The organism is Streptomyces sp. NPDC031274, assembly GCF_055570235.1.
In genome coordinates, this window is the sequence record NZ_JBVIHP010000016.1 from 125,706 (window position 1) to 145,669 (window position 19,964).

Sequence of the window (19,964 nt, forward strand, 5' to 3'; positions counted from 1 at the left end):
AGCTGGGTGTGCAGTGACTTCCGTACGGCGAAAGGCAGTTGTCACGCCATGCCCCCCACCACCATCGCACCGTTCCCTCAGGACGCCGGTCCCGATCTCGACGGCGTACCGCTGATCGACATCTCCGCCACCGGGCAGGGGCCTGCCCCGCTGCAGCAGATCATGGAGATGCTGCGCCGGCACGGGCCCGTGGTGCGACGCCGTCTGCACGGCCGCGAAGCGCTGTTCGTGAGCGATCTCGATCTCGTCACCGAACTCGCCGACGAGACCCGCTTCGCCAAGCACGTCGGCCCCGCCCTGCAGAACGTGCGCGAGTTCACCGCCGACGGACTGTTCACCGCGTACAACGACGAGCCCAACTGGGCCCGCGCGCACGACATCCTGATGCCCGCGTTCGCGCTGGGTTCGATGCGTACGTACCACCCGGTGATGCTGCGCGTCGCCCACCGCCTCATCGAGTCGTGGGACCGCGGCGCGCGGGACGGGCTCCCCGTGGACGTACCGGGTGACATGACGCGGATGACGCTGGACACGATCGGACTCGCCGGGTTCGGCTACGACTTCGGGTCGTTCGAGCGGGCCGAGCCGCATCCCTTCATCGACTCCATGGTCCGCTGCCTGGAGTGGAGCATGACGCGCCTGAGCCGTACGCCGGGCACCGACCACTCGGCGGCGGACGCGGCCTTCCGCGCGGACGCCGACTATCTGGCGCAAGTGGTCGACGAGGTCATCTCCGCGCGGGCCGGTGGCGCCCCCGGCGCCGGACCCGCCGATGACCTGCTCGGTCTCATGCTCAGCGCCGCGCACCCGGGCGACGGCACGAAGCTGGACACCGCCAACATCCGCAACCAGGTCATCACCTTCCTGATCGCGGGCCATGAGACGACGTCCGGCGCGATGTCGTTCGCGATGTACTACCTCGCCAAGCATCCCGCCGTCCTCGACCTCGTACGGCGCGAGGTGGACGCCGTGTGGGGCGACACGGCCGACCCCGAGCCGACGTTCGACGACATCGGGCGGCTCACGTACACGCGCCAGGTGCTCAACGAGGCGCTGCGGCTGTGGCCGACGGCCGCCGCGTTCGGACGGCACGCCCGCGAGGACACGCTCCTCGGCGGCCGCATCCCGCTCCGTGCCGGACAGAACGTCACCGTCCTGGCGCCGATGCTGCACCGGCAGCCCGTGTGGGGCGACAACCCGGAGCTGTTCGACCCGGCGCGGTTCACCCCGGAGGCGGAGGCCGCGCGCTCCCCGCACGCGTTCAAGCCGTTCGGAACCGGTGAACGGGCCTGCATCGGGCGGCAGTTCGCTCTCCACGAGGCGACCATGCTCCTCGGGATGCTGGTGCACCGCTACCGCCTTCACGACCACGCCGACTACCGGCTCACCGTCAAGGAGACGCTCACCCTCAAGCCCGACGGCTTCACGCTCACGCTGACACCGCGCACCGGTGCCGACCGCGTGCACGGCCCGCTGCCCGGCGCGGCGTCCGGCCCGAAAGCGGCGGAGCCCGACGCCACCGTGCTTCCCGCACGCGTCGTTCCCGGCACCCGCGCGCTCTTCCTGCACGGCAGCAACTACGGAACCTGCCGGGACTTCGCGGCCCGGCTCGCCGACGAGGCCGCGTCGGTGGGCTGCGAGACCGAGGTCGCGCCGCTGGACGAGTACGCCGGGGCGCTGCCCGCCGACCGCCCGGTCGTCATCACCGCAGCCTCGTACAACGGCCGGCCCACCGACGACGCCACGGTGTTCGCCTCCTGGCTCGACGGCGCCCCGGCCGGCACCGCCGAGAACGTCACGTACGCGGTCCTCGGCGTGGGTGACCGCAACTGGGCCGCCACCTATCAGCACGTCCCGACACGCTTCGACGAACGCCTTGCGGAGCTGGGCGGCACCCGGCTCCTTGAGCGCACGGCGGCCGACGCGTCGGGCGATCTCGGCGGCACCGTACGCGAGTTCACGTCGCGGCTGCGTACAGCGCTTCTTGCGCGGTACGGCGATCCCACCGCGCTGGAGGCTCCCGACGCCGCCGCCTCCTCGGACGCCTACGAGGTCCGCGAGCTGACCGGCGGTCCGCTGGACGCGCTCGCCGCGCGGCACGGCCTTGTTCCGATGACGGTCAGTGAGGCCTACGACCTCACCGCGCCCGGACATCCCCGTACGAAGCGCTTCGTACGGCTCGCCCTGCCCGACGGCGTGACCTACCGCACCGGCGACCATCTCAGCGTGCTGCCGGTCAACGACCCGGCGCTCGTCGACCGGGCCGCCGCCGCGCTCGGCGTGGACCTGGACGCGGTCCTCGACATCCGCGCTAGCCGCCCGCGCCGCGACGGTCTCGCCGTCGACCGCCCGCTGACGGTGCGCCAACTCCTCACGCACCACGTCGAGTTGCAGGACCGGCCCACCGAGGTCCAGCTGGCCGTGCTCGCCGCCGCCAACCCCTGCCCGCCCGAGCGAGCCGCTCTCAGCACCCTGGCCGACGACGCCTCGGCCCGCGCGTCCGACGGGCGGACACTGCTCGAACTGATCGAGGACTGCCCGGCCCTGCGCGGGGCCCTGGAGTGGCCGCGTCTCCTCGACGTGCTCACGCCCCTGCGGCCCCGCCACTACTCGGTGTCCTCATCGCCGGGGGTGAGCCCCGGCCACGCCGACCTGATGGTGTCCCTCCTCCAGGCCCCGGCCCGCTCGGGCAGCGGGCTGCTGTACCGCGGCACGGGCTCCGGCCATCTCAACGGGGTGCGTACGGGCGACACCGTCCTCGCCCGCGTCCAGCCGTGCCGTGAGGCCTTCCGCATCGACCACGCGGACGCGGCGCCCGTCATCATGGTCGCCGCGGGTACCGGCCTCGCCCCGTTCCGCGGCACGATCGCGGACCGCGCGGAACTGACGGCAAAGGGTGCTCAACTCCCCCGCGCACTGTGCTACTTCGGCTGCGACGACCCGGATGCGGACTTCCTGCACGCCGAGGAGCTGCATGCCGCGGAAGCCGCCGGTGCGGTCTCGCTGCGCCCCGCCTTCAGCGCCTCCCCCGTCGACGGAGCGGCCTTCGTCCAGCACCGCATCGCGGCGGAGGCCGACGAGGTGTGGGACCTGCTGACCGCCGGAGCACGGGTGTACGTCTGCGGCGACGGCTCACGGATGGCGCCGGGCGTGCGTGACGCCCTGCGCACGCTTCATCAGGGCCGTACGCCGGGGGCCACGGCTGCGGACTCCGAGCGGTGGCTCGGCGAGCTGACCGCGCAAGGGCGTTATGTGGAGGATGTGTACGCGGCTGGATAGGGGGGGCAGAACGAGTGGCTCACGCCGGGTCCGGGGTGCCGGGGCCGGCGTGCGGCTCACTGCCGCTACCGATGCCTATGCCGCTCGCCGCTTCCCCTTCTGCCGCCTCAAGCCCCACCCTCGGCGGCGTAGGCGAATCGCCGGTCGATGATCTCAAGGACCTGCTCGCCCCAGCGCAGGTTCGACTCCTCCAGGGAACGGCCCGCCATCAGTGTGAGGTAGGGGCCGATGCGCTCGGCGTCGCGCAGGTACTCCGCCTCTTCGCGGCCGCCGAGGAGGTGGAGGCGCAGCCGTTCGTACCGGGCGAGCTTGCCGCGTGACCACTCCATGCGCTCCTCGATCAGCGCGCGGGTGGCGGCCGGATCGCCGCCGTCCATGGCCTGCACCTTGACCATGAGCTCGTCCCGGATGGCGATGGGCCGGGGCGGCTGCGCGGAGAAGGCGTGCAGATCCCGCAGACCGGCATCGGTGAGCGTGAACATCCGCTTGTTCGGCCTGCGTTCCTGTTGCACCACACGGGCGTCGATCAGGCCGTCGCCCGCGAGTCGCTCCAGTTCGCGGTAGAGCTGCTGGGGAGTCGCGGACCAGAAGTTCGACACGGACACGTCGAAGATCTTGGCCAGGTCGTAGCCGGACGACTCGCCCTCCAGGAGCGCCGCGAGCACCGCGTACTTGAGAGACATCTGGACACCGTATACCGATGTGATTACTCTCCTTCACACCTATTCAACAAGTTGACTATCAACGCATGAGGGTGAGGTGCGCGGGCATGCAGGCTTTCCGCAAGGCCGTCGAGGCCGACGATCACGCGGCGATCGAGGCCCTTCTGGCCGAGGACGTCGTCTTCTCCAGCCCGGTGGTGTTCCGGCCCTACCCGGGCAGGGCGACGACCGCCGCGATCCTGCGCGGCGTCACACGGGTCTTCGAGGACTTCCGGTACGTACGCGAGATCAACGACGCCGGAGGGCGCGATTCCGCGCTGGTCTTCGAGGCCCGGGTCGGCGACCGGCAGATCACCGGGTGCGACTTCCTCCACCTCGACGAGGACGGGCTGATCGACGAGCTGATGGTGATGGTCCGCCCCCTGTCGGCCGCCCAGGCGCTCGCCGCGGCCATGGGTGCCCAGTGGGACCAGATCATGGGGGAGGCGGCGGACGCGTAGGCGGCGCCCATCGGGAGGCACCCGCCGCTACCAGGCGCGGGCCGACTCGACGAGACGGTCCCGCACGAGGGCGACATGCGGGTTGTCCGCGGATCCGGGGCGCTGCACCAGAAAGCCTGTGTTGATCGGGGCGTCCTGCGGGTCGTGGAGGAGCACCAGGGTTCCGGCGGCCAGCGCGTCACGGCAGAGGTAGCGGGGCAGCACGGAGAATCCCGCGCCCGCGGTGACGGCCGAGAGCACACCGCGCAGGTCGGGGACGGTGACGGAGGCCTCGCAGGTCAGCCGCTTGCCGAAGACGTGCCGCCAGTAGCGGCGGGCGATCGGCAGGTCCTCGGCGTAGGTCACCAGCGGGACGCCGAGCAGCACCCCCGGCCCTTCGGCGGCGATGCGCCCGTCGCCGCCGATGCGCTCGGCCCACGAGGGCGCCGCGACCAGCACGAACTCCTCGTCCGCAAGCGGCACGGAGCTCAGGGAGCGCCCACGGGGGCGGTCCGTGGCGATCACCAGGTCATGCCGTCCCGCGCGCAGCTCGTCCAGGAGCCGGTCGGTCAGTCCGGTGGTCACGCGCAGCCGGACCCCCTTCTCGACCAGCGGTGCGAGCGCGGGCAGCGCGCAGTGGCAGAGCATCTCCGCCGGGCCCGCCAGATGGACGGGCTCCGCCGGGGCGCCGTCGAGGGGGCCGCCGTGCCCGGTGACCGCGGCGAGGGCGTCGAGGGGATCGACGACACGGGCGGCGAGCGCGTCCGCGTACGGCGCGGGGGCGACACCGCGCGGCAGGCGCTCGAACAGCTCCCGGTCGACCTGCCGCTCCAGGGCCCGGATCTGCGTGGTGACGGTGGGCTGCGAGAGGCCGAGCAGGCGGGCGGCGGCGGTGAAGGAACCCGACCGGTACACGGCGAGGAACGTACGCAGGAGGTTCAGGTCCAGCGGGCCCCCGGCCGGGGCCGTTCCCGCCGATCCATCGGAATTTCTATCTCCCATATGGGTCAGCCTATTGGATTTCGTTGGGCATCCCGCTCTACGTTCGAGGACAGCACCGCCTGACGTTCTGCGCACAGAACGTCAGAGGTCGCAGACAGAGCCCAGCAAGATCTCAGCCCCGGAGAGAGACATGTCCAAGATTCTGTTCGTCGTGACCGGCGCCGACCACTGGACGCTGGCCGACGGCACCCAGCACCCCACCGGCTTCTGGGCCGAGGAGGCCGTCGCGCCGTACGAGGCGTTCAAGGCGGCCGGGCACGAGATCGTCGCCGCGACACCGGGTGGCGTCGTGCCGACCGTCGACCAGGCGAGCCTGGCGCCCGAGGTCAACGGCGGCCAGGAAGGCGCCGACAAGGTCGCCGTGACCCTCGCGGAGATCAGCGAGTTCCTCACGCCGCTCAAGCTGGAGGAGGTCGACCTCGCCGACTACGCCGCCGTCTTCTACCCCGGCGGCCACGGCCCCATGGAGGACCTCGCCGTCGACGCCGAGTCCGGCAGGCTCCTCACCGCCGCCCTGGAGTCGGGCAAGCCGCTGGGCGTCGTCTGCCACGGCCCGGCCGCGCTGCTCGCGGCCACCAAGGAGGACGGCTCCAACGCGTTCGCCGGGTACGAGCTGACCGGCTTCACCAATGCCGAGGAGACGCAGGCCGGCTTCGCCGAGAAGGCCAAGTGGCTGCTCCAGGACCGGCTCGTCGCGGCGGGCGTCGACTTCCAGGAGGGCGCCCCGTGGGCCCCCAAGGTGGTCGTCGACCGTAACCTGATCACCGGTCAGAACCCGGCGTCCGCAGCCCCGTTGGCGGACGAGCTCGTCAAGAAGCTGGCCTGACCCTCATGGGTGCCGACCGGCTCGACGAGGTCCTCGACGCCACCTACGACTCCCTCACACGGTATGGCGTACGGCGCACGACGATGGACGACATCGCCTCCACGATGGGCGTGTCCCGGTCAGCGGTCTACCAGTACGTACGCAACAAGGACGACGCCTTCCGCAAGCTCGCCGAACGCCTGCACGCGCAGGCGCTCGCGCGGGCCCGGAAGGCGGCGGCCGATGACACGTCGAGCGCCGAGCGCATCCGGGGCGTCCTGGACGCCAAGCTCGACCTGGTCCTGCGCCTTGTCGGGGACTCTCCGCACTCCGCCGAACTCCTCGACGCGAAGGCGCGCCTCTTCGGCGACATCTGCCACGGCTTCACCGGTTCGCTGCGGGGGCTGCTCATCGAGCTGTTCACCGAGGCGGGGACCCCGGCCGCGGTGGAGCCGGCCGAGGCCGCCGACGCCTGCATAGCCCTGGTCATCGGCCTGGAGTCCATGTCCGACGGCCGCCGCCTCTTCGCCCCCGCCACGGACGCGCTCCTGACCGGCCTTCTCGGCTCGCCGGTGACCACGACGACGACCGGCTGACCGACCTCCCCTTCCCCCCACTCCCCACGTACAGCTCTCCCGAGGAGACCCCTCATGCACCACCCCGAAGCGTCCGCGTCCGAAGCGCTCGACCCCGAGGCGCTCGTCGCCAAGCTCCGTGCCTCCTTCGCCACCGGCCGCACCCGGCCCCTGGCCTGGCGCGAGCAGCAGCTCACCCAGCTGCGCTCCCTGTTCACGGAGCACCGTGAGGACATCGCGGACGCCCTGTACACCGACCTGCGCAAGCCGCACTCCGAGGCGTACACCGCCGAAGTCGACTTCCCCGTACGGGAGATCGACCACACGCTGGCCCATCTGGAGGAGTGGCTGAGCCCCCAGCCGCTCGCGCCCGGCGCACTTGCGGGGCTGCCCGAGGGGTCGACCGCCGGTACGCAAGTCGAACCGCTCGGCACCGTCCTGATCATCGCGCCGTGGAACTACCCCGTGCAGCTGCTGCTCGTCCCCCTCGTGGGCGCGCTCGCCGCGGGCAACACCGTGGTCCTCAAGCCCAGCGAGATCACCCCGGCCACCTCGGCGCTGATCGCCCGGCTCATCCCTGAGTACCTGGACACGGACGCCGTCGCCGTCGTCGAGGGCGGCGTGCCGGAGACCACCGCGCTGCTCGCCCAGCGGTACGACCACATCTTCTACACCGGCAACGGCGCCGTCGGCCGCATCGTGATGCGCGCCGCCGCCGAGCACCTCACCCCGGTCACCCTCGAACTCGGCGGAAAGTCCCCGGTGTTCGTGGACCGGGACGTCGATGTGGCCGCCGTGGCCACGCGCCTGGCCGAGGCCAAGTTCCGCAACGCGGGCCAGACGTGCGTCGCCCCCGACTACGTACTCACCGACCCGGAGACCGCCCCCGCGCTCGCCAAGGAGCTGCGCACGGCCGTTGAGCGGGTGTTCGGCGCGGACCCCAGGTCCTCGGAGACGTACGGACGCATCGTCAATGAAAGGCACTTCGACCGGGTGTCCGCCCTCCTCGGCTCCGGGACGACGGCGTTCGGCGGGCAGAGCGACCGGGACGACGTGTACATCGCGCCGACCGTGCTCACCGACGTGAAGCCCGACGAGCCGGTGATGCGGGAGGAGATCTTCGGTCCCGTACTGCCGATCGTGAACGTCGAAGGACTCGACGAGGCCATCGCCTTCATCAACGACCGCGACAAGCCGCTCGCCCTCTACGGCTTCACCGAGAACGAGACGACGCGGCAGCGCCTGGCCGCGGAGACGTCCTCGGGCGGCCTCGGTTTCGGCCTTCCGATGGCTCATCTCCGCGTCCCGGAGCTGCCGTTCGGCGGAGTCGGCGAGAGCGGCGTCGGCAACTACCACGGGCCGCACTCCATCGCCACGTTCAGCCACCGCAAGGCCCGGCTCGACGTGCCGCTGGGCTGACGGTCAAGGGCGGGGGCGGCGCGCCCACATTTCCGCAGACCGCTGTCGGCGACGCCGGTCCGCCCCGTCGCGGCGCCCCCACCGCCGCCGTGCCCGGGCGAGACGGCGAGGCTAGCTCCGGGCACGCAAGGCGTGCGAGAGCGCGCTCATGCTGATGTCGATGACCGTGCGGAGCTGCTTCTGGCTCGCCCGGGACCTGCTCATCACGGCCAGCGACTGGTTGACCGCCGTCAGGTGAACCGCGAAGTCGTCGGCATCGCCTTCGGCCAACCGCGCGGCGTTCAAGGCGGTCAGCAGCCGCGCACGCTGAAAGCCCAGAGCTTCGGTCGCGCGTGCGGCGATGGCGGGGCTGAGTGCCGGTGCCGCCATCGCGGTCTGGGCGATCAGGCATCCATCAGGTACGCCAGGGTCGGCGATGCGCTGCAGGGTGACCTCGAAGAACGCCCGTACCGCCTGGAGCGGTTCCTCGGACGCACGTGAAAGCGCCTGGTCGTACCTGTCTCCGTACCGCGCGGCGTAGCGGTCGAGACAGCGCAGGAAGAGCGAGTCCTTGTCGCCGAACGAGGAGTAGATGGAGCTGCGGTTCAATCCGGTCGCCCTGGAGAGGTCGTCGAGAGACGTGTCGGCGTATCCGGCCCGCCAGAACTGGACCATCGCCGCGTCGAGCGCGATGCCCATGTCGAACTGCTTCTTCCCGGCCATCACACATGCACCTCGTTCTTGGACCAACCGTTGCGGCCCTGCCCATCCTATCTTGAACTGATCAGTCCAAGATGCAGTAGGCTCAAGACATGACCGACGACGCCATAGCCCCCATAGCCCCGAACCGCTCCTGCGACCAGAACCCGGTCCCCGGGTTGCCGCTGTACGACCTCGCGGGTTTCACTCACCGCTGGGTCGACGCGGAAGGAATCCGCCTTCACGCCGTGGAAGGCGGTCGGCCGACCGGACCCACCGTCGTCCTGCTCGCCGGATTCCCGCAGACCTGGTGGGCTTGGCGAAAGGTGATGCCGGGCCTTGCCGAGCGATTCCGCGTGATCGCGATCGACCTGCCGGGGCAGGGCCACTCCGACCGCCCTCAAGGGGGCTACGACACGCACACCGTCGCTTCGCGTGTCCAGGCGGCGCTGACCGCGCTCAACGTGCCGAAGTACTGGCTCGTCGCCCACGACATCGGGGCCTGGGTCGCCTTCTCGCTGGCCCTGAAGTACGAAGAGCGCCTGCACGGTGTCGCTCTGCTCGACGCCGGCATTCCCGGAATCACTCTCCCGGACTCCGTCCCGACGGATCCCGACCGGGCCTGGAAGACCTGGCACTTCGCCTTCCATCTGGTGCCCGAACTGCCCGAGACTCTGCTCACCGGCCGCGAGCGTGACTACGTCGGCTGGTTCTTGAAGGTCAAAGCTCTCTCCCCGAACACCTTCGACGGCGCCGAGATCGACCATTACGCCGCCGCCATCGCGGCCGAGGGAGGTCTTTCGGCGTCTCTCGCCTACTACCGCGACGCCGCGGAATCAGCGCGTAAGAATCATGAAGCTCTCGAACGGGGGCACCTGACCGTCCCGGTCCTGGGAATCTCCAGCTCCCATGGCTCGATCCCCGACATGGCCGCCTCCCTCAGCCCGTGGGCAGAGAACGCGACCGGCGTCCGCATCCCACAGGCCGGACACTTCATTCCCGACGAGCAGCCCGACGCAACGGTGGACGTGTTGACCGCGTTCATCGATCACGAGCGTGCCGAGTAGGCACCACGAGCCCCGACTCGTACGCCGCCACCACCGCCTGGGTGCGGTCCCGCAGCCCGAGTTTGCCGAGCACCCGGCTCACGTGGGTCTTCACGGTCTCCTCGCTGACGTGCAGCCGTCCGGCGATCTCAGGGTTGGAAAGGCCCTCCGCCATCAGCCGGAGCACCTCGGTCTCGCGGGGTGTGAGCGCGTCGAGGCGGGCCGCGGGTCCCGCGGGCGGTCCGGGCCTGAGACGGGCGAACTCCGCGATGAGACGGCGGGTCACGGTAGGAGCGAGCAGCCCCTCCCCCGCGGCCACCACACGCACCGCGTCGAAGAGGCGCTCCGCCGTGACGTCCTTGAGCAGGAACCCGGCGGCGCCCGCGCTCAGCGCGTCGTACACGTGCTCGTCCAGGTCGAAGGTGGTGAGGATGAGCACGCGCGTGCCGGTCCCCGCGAGGTGTCCCGTCGCCTCGATGCCGTCCATCACCGGCATGCGTACGTCCATCAGGACCAGGTCGGGCAGCAGTTCCCGGCAGAGTTCGACCGCCTGTGCCCCGTCGGCGGCCGTGCCGACGACCGTGAAGTCGGGCTGGGTGGCGAGGAGTCCGGCGTATCCGACGCGTACGACTTCGTGGTCGTCGGCGATGACGAGGCGCAGCGGAGAGGATGTGGGAGGGCCACTGGGGGTGCTCATGCGGCATGCTCCCTCACCGGTGCCGGAAAACTCGCCTCGATGAGGAATCCGCCGCGCCGCGCGGGGCCCGCGCGCAACTCGCCTCCGACCATGGCGGCACGCTCCCGCATGCCGACAAGGCCGTGCCCTTCGTCAAGGTCCGCCGGGGTGTGCGGACTTGGGCCGTTGTCACGCACCCGGAGGCGCAACGTCTCGTGGGTGTAGTGGAGTTCCACGTCCACGGCGGCGCCCGGCGCGTGACGCCGGGTGTTGGTCAGGGCCTCCTGCACGATGCGGTACGCGGTGAGTTCGAGGCCCGGATCCAGCGGTCGTACCGGACCCTCGACGATGAGGCGGACGGTGGCGGCCGACGCGTCGCGGGCCTCGTCGACGAGCTCGCCGAGCTGTTCGAGCCCCGGTTGGGGGCGGCGGTCCGGCGCGGCGTCGCCCGCGTCCTCGCGCAGCACGCCGAGCAGTCTGCGCATCTCGGTGAGTGCCGTGCGGGCGGTGTCGCCGATGGCCAGGAAGCGTTCGGCGCCGACTGAGGGCAGACCGGGAGTGGTGAGACGGGCGGTCTCCGCCTGCACCGCGATCATGGATATGTGGTGGGCGACTACGTCGTGCAACTCCCGTGCGATCCTGGCCCGTTCACCGCGGGCGGCGTGCTCCAGGAGAGTGTCCGCGATGGCCTGCTCGGCCGCGCTGTTCACGCGGGCGGTGTCCCGCGCGCTGCGCGCGAGACCGGTACCGGCCGCGACGGCGGCACCCACCGCGGTGAGGACGGTGAGGGAGCGGTCCCCCGCCCCGGCACCCGTGGACGCGGTGGCCGCGTACGCGATGAACGGCAAGGGAAGAATGGCCGCCAGCTGTTTCAGGCCCCGGCGCCCCGCCTGATGGAGCGAGACGAGCAGCGCGCAAAGGCCGGCGCCCGTCAGCACGTGGAACGGCGCGAGGGAGAGCATGCCCGCCACCCCCGCGAGTAGGGCCGCAGCGGCGAGAACGCCGCGGGAGGGGCCCGGGGAGGCGGAGGCGCAGGAGTGCGTCCGGTCAGCCGGGTTCGGGAGCCAGGACGCCTGCCCGACGGAACGGCTCCGGCGCGAGGCGCTCCACCGCTCGCTGCTCCACCGCGCGCTGCTCAATCGCACGCGGCCCCGATGCACACCGCCCCACCGCGCCCCGCCCCACCGCACGCCACTCGGCCGCAGGCTGCTCGGCCGCACGCCGACCGGCCGCACGCTGACCGGCCCCACGGACGATACCGATGCAGATGCCGGCGTCGACGCCGACGCGAAGTCGCCGCCCGCGAGCACCGCGACCGGCAGCGTCGTTCCCAGCGCGAGTGACAGGGCGAGCGGCAGCGGAACATCGCCGTCCGTGCGCAGCACCACCTCGCTCACCGCGCCGAGCGCCAGGAGCGCCGCGGCCACCACCGGGGTCTCCGGGCGGCGCGCGAGGCGACCGCGCACCGCACCCCGCGCAACACCCGCTCTTGAAGTCTTCGCCCTCACACGTGTCATTGTCACCGCCCCTGAGCCTGCCGGAGTCCCTCACGTGAGGGATACGAAGACGGCTCCACCGCGTGACGACCCGCGGGCACGGCGTCTCTAACCTCACTTCCCATGGATGGCATCACAGCAACAACCGACGGCGGCGAAGCGACCATCGAAGTGCGCGGACTGCGCAAGCGGTTCGGGTCGGTCACCGCGGTGGACGGCCTCTCCTTCACCGTCGCGCCGGGACAGGTCACGGGGTTCGTCGGCCCCAACGGCGCGGGCAAGTCGACCACCATGCGCATCGTCCTCGGCCTGGACTCCGCGGACGAGGGCACCGCCCTCATCGGCGGCCGTCCCTACCGGGCGTTGCGTACGCCCCTGCTCGAAGTGGGGTCGCTGCTCGACGCGGCCGCCGTGCATCCCAGTCGCCGAGGGCGCGACCACCTCCTGTGGATGGCGCACTCGCACCGGCTTCCGGTGCGGCGCGTCGACGAAGTCCTCGACCTCGTCGGACTCGGGCAGGCCGCGCGGCGCAGGGCGGGCGGGTACTCGCTCGGCATGCGCCAGCGCCTCGGCATCGCGGCGGCGCTGCTCGGTGATCCGCCGGTGCTGCTCTTCGACGAGCCCGTCAACGGGCTCGACCCCGAAGGGATCCGGTGGATCCGCGGCTTCCTGAAGTCCCTGGCGGCCGAGGGCCGCGCCGTGCTCGTCTCCAGCCATCTGATGAGTGAACTGGAGGACACCGCCGACCACTTGGTGGTGGTCGGCCGCGGACGCGTCATCGCCGACACGAGCGTACGAGAGCTCCTCGCCGCCGCGTCCGGCGACCGCGTCGAGGTGCGGACAGCCGAACGGACGACGGCGATGACCGTCCTCTCGGGCGCCGGTGCGAGTGTCGCGGCCACCGGACGCGACACGCTCACCGTCTCCCGTCTCGCGGCGGAACAAGTCGTGCGACTGCTCGGTGGCGCCGACGTCGCCTTCTCCGGGGTCGCCGCGCACCGGGCCACGCTCGAAGAGGCGTACATGGAACTGACGAGGAACGACGTGGAGTTCGCCGCAGAGCACCCGGTCGAACCGGTCGACCCGGTCGAGGAGGGCACGCGATGACCGCCACCGAGACGCCTCCTCGCCGCCCGGGCACGCTCGTGGTCGGCCGCGACGGCTTCCCGCAGCTCCTTCGTGCCGAGTGGACCAAGCTGCGCACCGTACGCCGCTGGGGCCTCACCCTGCTTGCCGCGGTCCTGGTCACCGTGCTCATCTCCCTTTTCTCCGCGTCGAGTTCGGGAGTCGACATCGAGGGCGGCGGCGGCTCGTCCGCGTCCGACGGCCCCGGCAGACACGTCCGCGACGACTTCACCTTCGTACACCGCACGCTCCCCGCCGACGGCAGCATCACGGCACGGGTGACGGGACCCACCGGCGTGAGCCCAGGTCGGGCGCCCGAGTGGGCCAAGGCCGGAGTGCTCGTCAAAGAGAACACCGAGAGCGGCTCCGACTACGCGGCCCTGATGGTCACCCCCGGGCACGGGGTGCGGTTCCAGAACGACTTCACCCACGACGTCGCGGGCGGCGCGGCGTCCGCGGACAAGCCGCACTGGCTGCGGCTGACCCGGGCGGGTGCCACGATCACGGCGTACACGTCGACCGACGGCCGCGACTGGCGGAAGATCGGCGCCGCCGAACTCGACAAATCGACGGGCGCGGTTCCGGCCGGGCTCTTCGTGGCGTCGCCCAACGCCCAGTCCATGAAGCGGGAGTTCGGCAATGTGTCGGTCAGCGACGATCCGTCGCGCTCGACCGCGCGCTTCGACGAGGTGACGGTCGAGGGCGCGGCGAGCGGAGGCGACTGGCAGCGCACCGACATCGGTCAGGCCAACGGTGACCAGGGTGAACTCAGCCGTTCCAGCGGCACGTTCACGCTCACCGGCTCCGGCGACATCGCGCCGGGCGCCCCCATGCAGCCCGATCTCGTCGCGACCGCCCTGAACGGCTCGCAGCTCGGACTCGTCCTGATCGCCGCGCTCGGCGTCCTGTTCATCACCGCCGAGTACCGGCGCGGCATGATCCGCACCACGTTCGCGGCCAGTCCGCGGCGCGGCCGGGTCCTGGTCGCCAAGGCAGTGGTGGTCGGCGCGGCCGCCTTCGCCGCCGGGCTCGTCGCGTCCCTCGCCTCGTTCCTGCTCAGCATGCCCGTACTGCGGGACAACGGTCACAAGCCGCCTCGATTCCCCGAGATCAGCTTGACCGACGGTCCCGCTCTGCGTGCGGTCCTCGGCACGGCGGCTCTGCTCGCCCTGATCGCCGTACTCGCCATGGCGCTCGGGTCGCTGCTGCGCAACACCGCGGCGGCGATCACCACCGTCGTCGTCGTGATCGTCCTGCCCCTGATCCTGGTCGGCGTGCTGCCGCTCGGTCTCTCGCAGTGGCTGCAACGCCTCACGCCCGTCGCGGGTTTCGCGATCCAGGAGACGACGCCACGCTACGACCAGGTGGCGAGCCTGTGCCTCCCCGAGGACGGCTGCTATCCGCAGGGCCCATGGACCGGCTTGGCGACACTGGCCGCCTACGCCGTCGTGGTGCTCGGCGTCGCGGTGTGGCGCATCCGTAAGAAGGACGCGTGAAGAGCCTCGTGCGCGACATCCTCCGTGTCCGTGCGCGGGACGGCCTCGATGTCCGTGCGCGGAACGGCGGCCTCGATGTCCGTGCGCGCGACGGCCGCGCGCTCGGCACGGTGCATGCCGAGTGGACCAAACTCCGTACGCTGCACAGCACTTGGTGGCTCCTGTTCGCCGTGGTGGCCCTGACCGTGCTCGCGGGCGCGGCCACCGCCGCGTCGCTGACCGCCGGGGACTGCCCGGTGCCTGCCGACTGCCATGAGGACACCGTGAAGCTCAGCCTCACGGGGGTCTGGCTCGGTCAGGGCGCGGTCGTCGTCCTCGCGGTGCTCACGATGAGCGGCGAGTACGGCACGGGCACCATCCGTGCGACGCTGACGACGGAGCCGGGCCGGATGCGGCTGCTCGCCGCCAAGGCCCTGGTGCTGTGCACGCTGACGGCGGCGGCCAGTGCCGTCGGGGTGCTCGGCTCGCTCCTCGCGGGGCGCGTGCTGCTCTCCGCCGACGGCTTCGTGACGCCGGGGCTCACCGAGGGGCCGACCCTGCGCGCGGCCGTCGGCACGGTCCTCTACCTCACGCTGGCCGCCCTGATCGGCCTCGGCGCCGCCGCGGCGCTGCGCGACACGGCGACCGCCGTCACCTCGGTCCTCGGCCTGTTCTACGCCTTCCCGCTGCTCGCGGGTCTGCTCGCCGACCCCGACTGGCAGGAGTACGCCCTGCGGGCGGCCCCCGCGACGGCCGGGCTCGCGATTCAGGCGACCGTCGATCTGGATCAGCTGCCGATCGGGCCGTGGGCGGGGATCGGGGTGCTCGCGATGTACGCGGGCGCGGCGCTCGTCGCGGGTGGATCGGTGCTGCGGATGCGGGACGCCTGAGACGGCGGCGCACCCGGGGGCGGTGGCCCCGGTCTCTCGTACCCCATGGACAGCGCCCGAGCTGCTGTGATCTCATCCGTCCGGGCGGATCGATCGACCTTCGGCGTGGATCGGTGGGCCTTCCACGCTGATCAGCAGGCGATCCTCGCGTGCAGCATGTGACCGGCCACCGTCCAGGCCCGCGCGCCTGTGGGGCCGGTCATCGCACCTGCACATCTCCGCACAGGCCCGAAAGACCCGCACACATGAAGAAGACCAAGTCCGCGCTCTGGGAATTCCTCCAGGGCCTCGGCAAGACGTTCATGCTCCCGGTGGCTCTGCTCGCGTTCTGCGGCATCATGCTGGGCATCGGCTCGTCGCTCTCCAGCGACGCCGTCACCGACAACCTGACCTTCCTCCAAGGCCAGGGCTTCCACCTCGTCTTCACGTGGATGGCGAGCACCGGCCTCGTCGCCTTCAAGTTCCTCCCCGTGATGTTCGCGATAGCCATCCCGCTGGGTCTGGCCCGCGAGGACAAGGGCGTCGCGGCGTTCTCCGGTTTCGTCGGCTTCGCCGCGATGAACCTCGCGGTGAACTTCTACCTCACCGCCAAGGGCGTGGACCTCGAGGACGAGAAGGTCATCGCCCACTACGGCATCGCCGACGTCATCGGCATCCAGTCCATCGATACGGGACTGCTCGGCGCCGTCGCTGTTGGCATCGTTGTCAGCGTGCTCCACCAGCGCTTTCGTGCTCAGCGGATGCCGGACGCACTCGCCTTCTTCGGCGGTCTGCGGTTCGTTCCGATCATCTCCACGCTCACGCTCAGCCTGCTCGGTCTGCTGATTCCGCTGGTGTGGCCGACGTTCAACGGCTGGATCACGGACCTCGGGCGCGCGATCGGTCACGCGGGTGTCTTCGGCCCGTTCTTCTTCGGCATGGGCGAGGTGCTCCTGCGCCCGATCGGCCTGCACCACATCCTCGTGGCCATGTTCCGTTTCACCGACGTCGGCGGCTCGGGCGCGGTGTGCGGCGACCACCTCTCCGGCGCCCTCAACCTGTTCTACGCGCAGCTCAACTGCTCGAACCCGCCCGGCGACGCGGTCACCAACGCCACCCACTTCCTGTCCCAGGGCAAGATGGCGGTCTACCTCGGCGGCCTGCCGGGCGCGGCCCTGGCGATGTACCACTGCGCGAACAAGAAGATGCGCCCCGAGATCAAGGCGCTCCTGGTCTCCGGCGTCGTCGCGTGCGTCGTCGGCGGCATCACCGAACCGCTCGAGTTCCTGTTCCTGTTCATCGCACCGTGGCTGTACCTGATCCACGCCGTCCTGGTCGGCCTCGGATTCCTCACGGCGGCCGTCCTCGGGGTGTTCATCGGCAACACCGACGGCAACGTCATCGACTGGCTGGTCTTCGGCGTCCTCCAGGGCACGACCACGAAGTGGTATCTGATCCCCGTCATCGCGGCGGTGTGGTTCGCGGCCTACTACTTCCTCTTCCGCTGGGCCATCGTCCGCTTCGACCTCAAGACGCCGGGACGCGACGAGCCCGCGGAGGACGAGGAGGACGCTGAGGACGACGCTGAGAAGACCGGGAAGACCGGCCCGGACGGCACGGACGAGGCTCCGCGTGAGCTGATCGCCGGGAAGTACGACGCCGTGGCGATCCTGGCCGCGATCGGCGGCGCCGAGAACATCCAGAGTCTGGACAACTGCATCACCCGCCTGCGTATGACGGTCGAGGACGCCGAGAAGGTCGACGAGCCCCGCCTGAAGAAGCTCGGCGCGGTCGGCGTCATCAAGCTCGACGCGCACAACGTTCAGGTCATCATCGGCCCGCAGGTTCAGTCGGTGAAGGACGCGATCGCGTCGCTGGTCGGGGTGGGCTGAGCGGTGCACACTCCCTCCTACGGGTCCGACGAGCACCACGTCTCCTACGACTTCGACACACCCGTCGACCGGCACGGCACCTGGTGCACGCAGTGGGACTACGTGGAGGACCGCTTCGGCGTCCCGGACCTGCTGCCCTTCACCATCTCGGACATGGACTTCGAGACGGCGCCCGAGGTCCTTTCCGCGCTGCGCGGCCGCCTGGACCACGGCGTGCTCGGCTACTCCCGCTGGCGCCAGGACGACTTCCTCTCCGCGATCGTCGACTGGTACGGCACTCGCCACGCGACGGAGGTGGCCCCGGAGTCGATCGTCTACGGCCCGTCCGTGATCTACCAGATCGCCCAGCTCCTGCGCCTCTGGTCGCGACCCGGCGACGGCGTCGTCGTCCACACACCGGCGTACGACGCCTTCCCCAAGACCGTCGCCGCTCAAGGCCGACGGCTGCTCGGCTGCCCGCTCGGCGACTGGGCCGAACTGGAACGGCTGCTCGCGCTGCCGGACACGTCGGTCCTGCTCCTGTGCTCACCCCACAACCCCACGGGCCACGTGTGGACGGAGGCCGATCTTGACCGCGTCGCGGAGCTGTGCGGGCGGTACGGCGTCGCGGTGATCAGCGACGAGATCCACTCGGACCTGGCGCACCCGCCGTACGTGCACCGTCCATGGGCCCTGCACGGCGCCCGCGGCGAGCGCTGGGCGATCGTCACATCGGCGTCGAAGTCCTTCAACATCCCTGCCCTCACCGGCAGTTACGGCATCATCGGCGACCCCGGGACACGCGACGCGTACCTGCGTCACCTCAAGGAGGCCGACGGCCTCTCGTCCCCGGCGGTGCTCTCACTGGTCGGCCACATCGCGGCCTACCGGGAGGGAGCCCCATGGCTGGAGTCCCTGGGCACCTACCTGCGCGGCAACCTCCAACTCGTCGCCGACCGCCTGAACACGGCCTTCCCGACCCTGCGCTGGACCCCACCGCAGGCGGGCTACCTCGCCTGGATCGACGTACGCCCCCTGGGAGTGGACGACGAGGCGCTGCAGCGCGAGCTGATCGAGACGCGAAAGGTGGCCATCATGCCCGGCACGGCATACGGCTCCCCCGGCCACCTGCGCCTGAACGTGGGCTGCCCACGCACCAAGGCCGAACAGGGAGTCACGGCACTGATCGAGGCCGTACGGGCGATCCACCGGTCCACCTGAAGCTTCCCGGACTGTTCCGTTGGTACAGTCGCGAGGTTCACCCCTCGTCCCCGGGAGCCCCCGCACCATGGCCGTCGACGAACTCGACACCCGTATCCTGCGTCTCCTCCTTGAGCAGCCCCGCACCAGCGTCCGTGAGTACGCGCGTGTGCTCGGTGTCGCCCGTGGCACCCTCCAGGCCCGGCTCGACCGTCTGGAGCGGGACGGGGTGATCACCGGGACGGGGCCGTCCCTCTCGGCTGCCGCGCTCGGGCACCCGGTGCTCGCCTTCGTGCACATCGAGGTCACTCAGGGGCATCTGGACGAGGTGGGCGACGCGCTCGCCGCCGTACCGGAGATCATCGAGGCCTTCTCGATCACCGGTGGCGGCGACCTCCTGACCCGCGTCGTCGCCCGGGACAACGGCCATCTGGAAGACGTGGTCCAGCAGCTGATCCAGATGCCGGGCGTGGTCCGCACCCGGACGGAGATGGCTCTGCGCGAGCGCGTCCCGCACCGGCTCCTGCCGCTCGTCGAGTCGATCGGCCGGGCCTCCGCCGCGCAGCGGTGATCTGCGGCTTTGGCATGCTGGAGTGCATGAGCACCTTCGGCAGGACCTCGGTCATCTTCGACCTCGACGGCACACTCGTGGACAGCGAGCCGAATTACTACGAGGCTTCGCGCGAGCTGCTCGCCGAGCACGGCGTCGAGTACACCTGGGCCGACAACGAGCAGTACGTCGGCATCGGAACCCAGGAGACCCTCGCCACGTGGCGGGACCGGTACGGCATCGGCGTACCGGTGGCCGAACTGCTCGCCGAACTCGACCGGCGCTATCTCGTGCTCGCCCGCGCCGACACCCACGTCTTCCCCGAGATGCGCAAGCTCGTGGAGCAGCTGCACGGGGCAGGGGTGCCGATGGCGGTGGCCTCCGGGTCCTCGCGCGCGGCCATCGACGCGATCCTCTCGGGCACCGGCCTCGACACGCTCCTGACCACGGTCGTCTCGGCCGACGAGGTCGCGCGGGGCAAGCCCGCGCCCGACATCTTCCTCGCCGCGGCCGCGCTCATCGGCGCGGACCCGGCCGACTGCGTGGTCCTTGAGGACGCCGCCCCGGGCGCGACGGCGGCGCACGCGGCCGGCATGCGCTGCGTCGCGATCCCGTACGTCACCGCCCACGCGGACGCACCCGCGTTCGCGTCCGCCGATCTGCTGCTGCGGGGCGGGCAGGCCGAGTTCACGGCGCGGGCGGCGTGGGACTACCTGGCGTCGGTGTCGCGACCGTGAGCAGCCGTCCGACGCGGCCA

Annotated in this window: 18 protein-coding genes; 13 read left to right on the forward strand and 5 right to left on the reverse strand. The window is 71.0% G+C overall.

Features of this window, described 5'->3' with window-relative positions; all coding sequences use genetic code 11:
* Positions 1-48 precede the first annotated feature (48 nt).
* Positions 49-3,279 carry a cytochrome P450 gene (locus ACZ5CR_RS24995; protein WP_468861032.1) on the forward strand — a complete coding sequence of 1,077 codons (3,231 nt, stop codon included), beginning with the start codon at positions 49-51 and terminating at the stop codon, positions 3,277-3,279.
* A gap of 107 nt (positions 3,280-3,386) precedes the next feature.
* Here ACZ5CR_RS24995 and ACZ5CR_RS25000 read toward each other — a convergent pair whose 3' ends face one another.
* Entirely contained in the window at positions 3,387-3,962 is a 576-nt protein-coding gene (locus ACZ5CR_RS25000) for a PadR family transcriptional regulator (protein WP_468861034.1), read from the reverse strand.
* An 86-nt stretch (positions 3,963-4,048) separates the two neighbouring features.
* Here ACZ5CR_RS25000 and ACZ5CR_RS25005 point away from each other — a divergent pair, with 86 nt between their 5' ends.
* Entirely contained in the window at positions 4,049-4,441 is a 393-nt protein-coding gene (locus tag ACZ5CR_RS25005) for a nuclear transport factor 2 family protein (RefSeq protein WP_468861037.1), read from the forward strand.
* Between the two features lie 27 nt (positions 4,442-4,468).
* On the opposite strand, the gene ACZ5CR_RS25010 is transcribed toward ACZ5CR_RS25005, so the two are convergent.
* Positions 4,469-5,422, reverse strand: coding sequence for a LysR family transcriptional regulator (locus ACZ5CR_RS25010; protein ID WP_468861040.1), 954 nt, complete (start codon positions 5,420-5,422; stop codon positions 4,469-4,471).
* Positions 5,423-5,552: 130 nt separating this feature from the next.
* Here ACZ5CR_RS25010 and ACZ5CR_RS25015 point away from each other — a divergent pair, with 130 nt between their 5' ends.
* From ACZ5CR_RS25015 to ACZ5CR_RS25025, 3 genes are read left to right on the forward strand one after another with little or no spacing between them, the layout of a single operon-like run.
* Positions 5,553-6,248 (forward strand): type 1 glutamine amidotransferase domain-containing protein, encoded by a 696-nt coding sequence (locus tag ACZ5CR_RS25015; protein WP_468861042.1) that lies wholly within the window; start codon positions 5,553-5,555, stop codon positions 6,246-6,248.
* Positions 6,249-6,253: 5 nt separating this feature from the next.
* Complete coding sequence (locus ACZ5CR_RS25020; RefSeq protein WP_468861045.1) at positions 6,254-6,823, forward strand: TetR/AcrR family transcriptional regulator; 570 nt, start codon at positions 6,254-6,256, stop codon at positions 6,821-6,823.
* Positions 6,824-6,877: 54 nt separating this feature from the next.
* Entirely contained in the window at positions 6,878-8,221 is a 1,344-nt protein-coding gene (locus tag ACZ5CR_RS25025; RefSeq protein WP_468861047.1) for an aldehyde dehydrogenase family protein, read from the forward strand.
* Between the two features lie 111 nt (positions 8,222-8,332).
* Here ACZ5CR_RS25025 and ACZ5CR_RS25030 read toward each other — a convergent pair whose 3' ends face one another.
* On the reverse strand, positions 8,333-8,923 hold the full coding sequence (locus ACZ5CR_RS25030; RefSeq protein WP_468861050.1) for a TetR/AcrR family transcriptional regulator: 591 nt from the start codon (positions 8,921-8,923) through the stop codon (positions 8,333-8,335).
* Positions 8,924-9,012: 89 nt separating this feature from the next.
* Here ACZ5CR_RS25030 and ACZ5CR_RS25035 point away from each other — a divergent pair, with 89 nt between their 5' ends.
* Positions 9,013-9,966, forward strand: a complete 954-nt coding sequence (locus tag ACZ5CR_RS25035) for an alpha/beta fold hydrolase (RefSeq protein WP_468861052.1) — start codon at positions 9,013-9,015, stop codon at positions 9,964-9,966.
* Here ACZ5CR_RS25035 and ACZ5CR_RS25040 read toward each other — a convergent pair.
* A complete protein-coding gene (locus tag ACZ5CR_RS25040) occupies positions 9,941-10,642 on the reverse strand; it encodes a response regulator (protein WP_468861054.1) in 702 nt (233 codons plus the stop codon). The genes ACZ5CR_RS25035 and ACZ5CR_RS25040 overlap by 26 nt on opposite strands.
* Positions 10,639-12,129: a sensor histidine kinase gene (locus ACZ5CR_RS25045; RefSeq protein WP_468861057.1), complete on the reverse strand. Its 1,491-nt coding sequence runs from the start codon at positions 12,127-12,129 to the stop codon at positions 10,639-10,641. Before ACZ5CR_RS25045 ends, ACZ5CR_RS25040 begins: the two co-directional genes overlap by 4 nt.
* Before the next feature lie 111 nt (positions 12,130-12,240).
* Between ACZ5CR_RS25045 and ACZ5CR_RS25050 the strand changes: the two genes are divergently transcribed.
* From ACZ5CR_RS25050 to ACZ5CR_RS25080, 7 genes are all read left to right on the forward strand, one after another.
* Positions 12,241-13,224 (forward strand): ABC transporter ATP-binding protein, encoded by a 984-nt coding sequence (locus ACZ5CR_RS25050; RefSeq protein WP_468861059.1) that lies wholly within the window; start codon positions 12,241-12,243, stop codon positions 13,222-13,224.
* Positions 13,221-14,738 (forward strand): DUF1349 domain-containing protein, encoded by a 1,518-nt coding sequence (locus ACZ5CR_RS25055; protein WP_468861061.1) that lies wholly within the window; start codon positions 13,221-13,223, stop codon positions 14,736-14,738. Before ACZ5CR_RS25050 ends, ACZ5CR_RS25055 begins: the two co-directional genes overlap by 4 nt.
* On the forward strand, positions 14,735-15,607 hold the full coding sequence (locus ACZ5CR_RS25060; protein WP_468861063.1) for an ABC transporter permease: 873 nt from the start codon (positions 14,735-14,737) through the stop codon (positions 15,605-15,607). The genes ACZ5CR_RS25055 and ACZ5CR_RS25060 overlap by 4 nt, the downstream gene beginning before the upstream one ends.
* A 245-nt stretch (positions 15,608-15,852) precedes the next feature.
* Positions 15,853-17,478, forward strand: coding sequence for a maltose/glucose-specific PTS transporter subunit IIBC (gene malX / locus ACZ5CR_RS25065; RefSeq protein WP_468861065.1), 1,626 nt, complete (start codon positions 15,853-15,855; stop codon positions 17,476-17,478).
* 3 nt (positions 17,479-17,481) lie between these two features.
* Positions 17,482-18,678 carry a MalY/PatB family protein gene (locus tag ACZ5CR_RS25070; RefSeq protein ID WP_468861067.1) on the forward strand — a complete coding sequence of 399 codons (1,197 nt, stop codon included), beginning with the start codon at positions 17,482-17,484 and terminating at the stop codon, positions 18,676-18,678.
* A gap of 67 nt (positions 18,679-18,745) precedes the next feature.
* Entirely contained in the window at positions 18,746-19,228 is a 483-nt protein-coding gene (locus ACZ5CR_RS25075) for an Lrp/AsnC family transcriptional regulator (protein ID WP_468861070.1), read from the forward strand.
* Between the two features lie 26 nt (positions 19,229-19,254).
* Positions 19,255-19,944: an HAD family hydrolase gene (locus ACZ5CR_RS25080; protein WP_468861073.1), complete on the forward strand. Its 690-nt coding sequence runs from the start codon at positions 19,255-19,257 to the stop codon at positions 19,942-19,944.
* The last annotated feature ends 20 nt before the right edge of the window (positions 19,945-19,964 follow it).